At 30.2% G+C, this 434-nt stretch carries 1 pseudogene; it reads left to right on the top strand.

Going from position 1 to position 434, the window contains the following annotated elements:
• Positions 1-434, top strand: a pseudogene (locus CCO88_RS10485) (mobilization protein); the annotation flags it as partial.

Here is a 434-nt window from a genome sequence, read left to right as displayed (position 1 = left end):
AAAAAAAAGAAAAAGAGATACAAGACAAGGCTAAAGAGCTAAAATCGAAAGAAAACGAATTACAAGCGAAAATAGAGCAACATCAAAAACATATACAAAATTTAGAACTAGGACACGAAAGAGCTTTAAAGGAACTTACACAAGAGTTTGAAAAGCGTTTAAGCCTATGGAAAAACATTTTAACCTTTGGAAAATACAACGCCAAAGTAAGAGAAGACTATCAGTTAACAAAGAATGCTTTTTTAATTAGCACAGATGAAAGCAGGAGAGAAGCTAACAAAGAGCTTGAATATTTAAAATTTGAATATCATAAAGTCAAAGATGAACGAGATAATTTAAAAACTTTGTTTGAGGCACACAAAACAAAAAATGTTAAATTAGAAACTCGACTAAAAGAAATAGGCAAATGGTGTGAAAAAAATTTAAGCGTGGAG

The organism is Campylobacter coli LMG 9860 (assembly GCF_000254135.1).
Lineage (GTDB): Bacteria > Campylobacterota > Campylobacteria > Campylobacterales > Campylobacteraceae > Campylobacter_D > Campylobacter_D coli.
Note: the sequence above shows the minus strand (reverse complement) of the source record. Positions and strands in the feature narration are given on the sequence as shown.